Source organism: Flavisolibacter nicotianae, from assembly GCF_003628535.1.
Taxonomy (GTDB): Bacteria; Bacteroidota; Bacteroidia; order Chitinophagales; family Chitinophagaceae; genus Flavisolibacter; species Flavisolibacter nicotianae.
Map to the genome: position 1 here is coordinate 1 of NZ_RBCI01000038.1, position 2671 is coordinate 2671.

Consider the following 2671-nt stretch of genomic DNA (forward strand, 5'->3'; position numbering starts at 1 on the left):
TGGAAGCCATTGTTCAATGGTAAAGACCTCAGTGGTTGGAAGCAGTTGAATGGGAGGGCGAGATACAGGGTGGAGAACGGGGAGATTGTGGGCACGACGGTAATGGGGGAGCCCAATTCGTTTTTGGCCACCGAGAGTGACTACGGTGATTTTGTGCTGGAGTTTGACTACCGGGTGGACAGCACGATGAACTCCGGGGTACAGTTTCGCAGCCTGAGCACCCCTTCGTACAAAAACGGGCGGGTGCACGGCTATCAGTTCGAGATCGATCCCTCCCGGCGGGGCTGGACCGGTGGCATTTATGATGAAGGGCGCCGCGACTGGCTTTACCCGCTCGACCTGAACCCGTCGGCCAAAACGGCGTTCAAACAGGGCCAGTGGAACCGGGCCCGCATCGAGTGCATCGGTAACCATATCCGCACCTGGATCAACGGGGTGCCGGCCGCCTACGTCATTGATGATGTGACGCCCAAAGGCTTTATTGCCCTGCAGGTGCACGCCATCGGTGATAAAAAAGACGAGGGCCGCCAGATCCGCTGGCGCAACCTGCGCATCCAGACCCAAAACCTCAGGCCCTCCCCCCTGAATGGCATCTTTGTGGTGAACCTGCTGCCCAACAACCTCTCCGAGGCGGAAAAACAAAACGGCGTGTCCTTGCTGTGGGACGCCAAAACCACCACGGGCTGGCGCGGGGCGCACAAGAGCGGCTTTCCGGAAAAGGGCTGGGCCATCAAAGACGGTACATTGAACGTGCTGGCCTCCAGCGGGGCTGAATCCACCAACGGCGGCGATATCGTGACCGATAAAGAGTACGGGGCTTTTATCCTGCAGTTTGATTTTAAGTTGAGTGAAGGTGCCAACAGCGGCGTCAAATATTTTGTCACCGAAAACGAGCAAAGCAGCGGTTCGGCCATCGGCCTGGAATACCAGGTGCTGGATGACGAGCGCCACCCCGATGCCAAACTGGGCGTGGTGGGCAACCGCACGCTGGCTTCGCTCTACGACCTCATTCCCTCCCTTCGCGAGCCCAGGGCCCGGCGGCCCATCGGGGAGTGGAACCGCGGCATGGTGGTGGCCTATCGCGACGGTCGGGTGGAGCACTGGCTCAACGGCTGGAAGGTGCTGGAGTACCAGCGCGGTGCGCCCTATTACTATGCCCTGGTGGCCCGCAGCAAGTATGCGCAGTGGCCGGCCTTCGGCATGGCCCCCAAAGGGCATATCCTCTTGCAGGACCACGGCAACGCCGTTTCCTTCCGCAGCCTTAAAATCCAGGAACTGAACTAAACCCCAAACTTCAAACCCCCAAAACTTGTTATATGACTTCGCGCAGACAATTTATTTCCAGGACAACCAAGGCCACAGCCGGTCTTTACCTGGGTTCACTTGGCTTTAGTGCCAAAAGCTACGGCCGCATCCTGGGTGCCAACGACCGTGTCCGGGTGGGTGTGGTGGGCTTTTCCGACCGCCACCGCAGCTCGCACATGCCCTCTTTTCTCAACCACTACAAAGAGCTCAATTTTGATATTGTTGCCGTCTCCGACATCTGGAACCGGCGCAGGGAGGAAGGCGTGGCGGCCTGGAAGGAAAAGCTGGGCCACGACATCACCCCTTGCCGCAACAACGAAGAGATGTACGACAAAAAGCTGGTGGACGCGGTCTTTATCTCCACGGCGGATTTCCAGCACGCCCTGCACACCGTAGAAGCGGTGAGGGCGGGCTGCGACGCTTACGTGGAAAAGCCCTTTGCCGAAACCATGGAAGACGCCCGGGCGGCGCTCAAGGCGGTGAAAGCCTCCGACCGCATCATTCAGATCGGCTCGCAGCGCAGGAGCGGGGCCAACTACCACGCCGCCGATGAATTTATCAAGGCGGGCAGGTTCGGGCCCATCACCATGGTGGAGCTGACCTGGAACGTGAACCAGCCGGGCCGCTGGCGCAGGCCGGAGCTGGTGGCACAGATCCGCCAGCAGGACACCGACTGGAAGCGCTACCTGCTGAACCGCCCCTTTGAGAGCTGGGACCCCAGAAAATACCTGGAGTACCGCCTGTTCTGGCCCTATTCCTCGGGGTTGCCCGGGCAGTGGATGTCGCACCAGATCGATACGGTGCACTGGTTTACGGGGCTTGCACACCCAAGAAGCGTGGTGGCCAACGGCGGCATCTACCAGTGGAAGGACGGACGACGCAACTGGGACACCATCACGGCGGTGTTTGACTACGGTCCACAGAACGATCCCTCCACGGGTTTCCAGGTGAGCTTTGCCTCGCGCATGCACAACGGCGATGAGCGGCCGGCGGAGGTATATTATTCCAATGGCGGGGAGCTGAACCTGATCACCAATAAGGTCTCACCCACCGGGGGGCTGCGCAAGAACTTTGCAGCGGCCATGGGTATGCAGCCCAACCTGCTGCCGGAGGTGGACCTCTCCAGGAGTGCAGAAAAAGTGGTGGCCTCGGCCAACACGGGGGGCGACGCGCTGACCTCGGCCCACGTGCGCAACTGGATGGAGTGCGTGCGCAGCCGCAAACAACCCAACGCCCCGGTGGAGGCCGGCTACTCGCACTCCATCGCCAACATCATGACCACCGCCGCCGCCCACACGGGATTGAAGGCCACCTTCGATGAAAAAACACAAGAAGTCATGGTCGGTGGAAAAGTGTTCAAATATTA

At 59.9% G+C, this 2671-nt stretch carries 2 protein-coding genes; both read left to right on the top strand.

What is annotated here, in order from left to right; genetic code table 11:
* Positions 1-1284: 3-keto-disaccharide hydrolase (locus D6024_RS26195; RefSeq protein ID WP_162945061.1), on the top strand; the 1284-nt coding region annotated here is incomplete at its 5' end.
* A 32-nt stretch (positions 1285-1316) separates the two neighbouring features.
* On the top strand, positions 1317-2671 hold a 1355-nt coding region (locus D6024_RS26200), incomplete at its 3' end, for a Gfo/Idh/MocA family protein (RefSeq protein ID WP_162945062.1).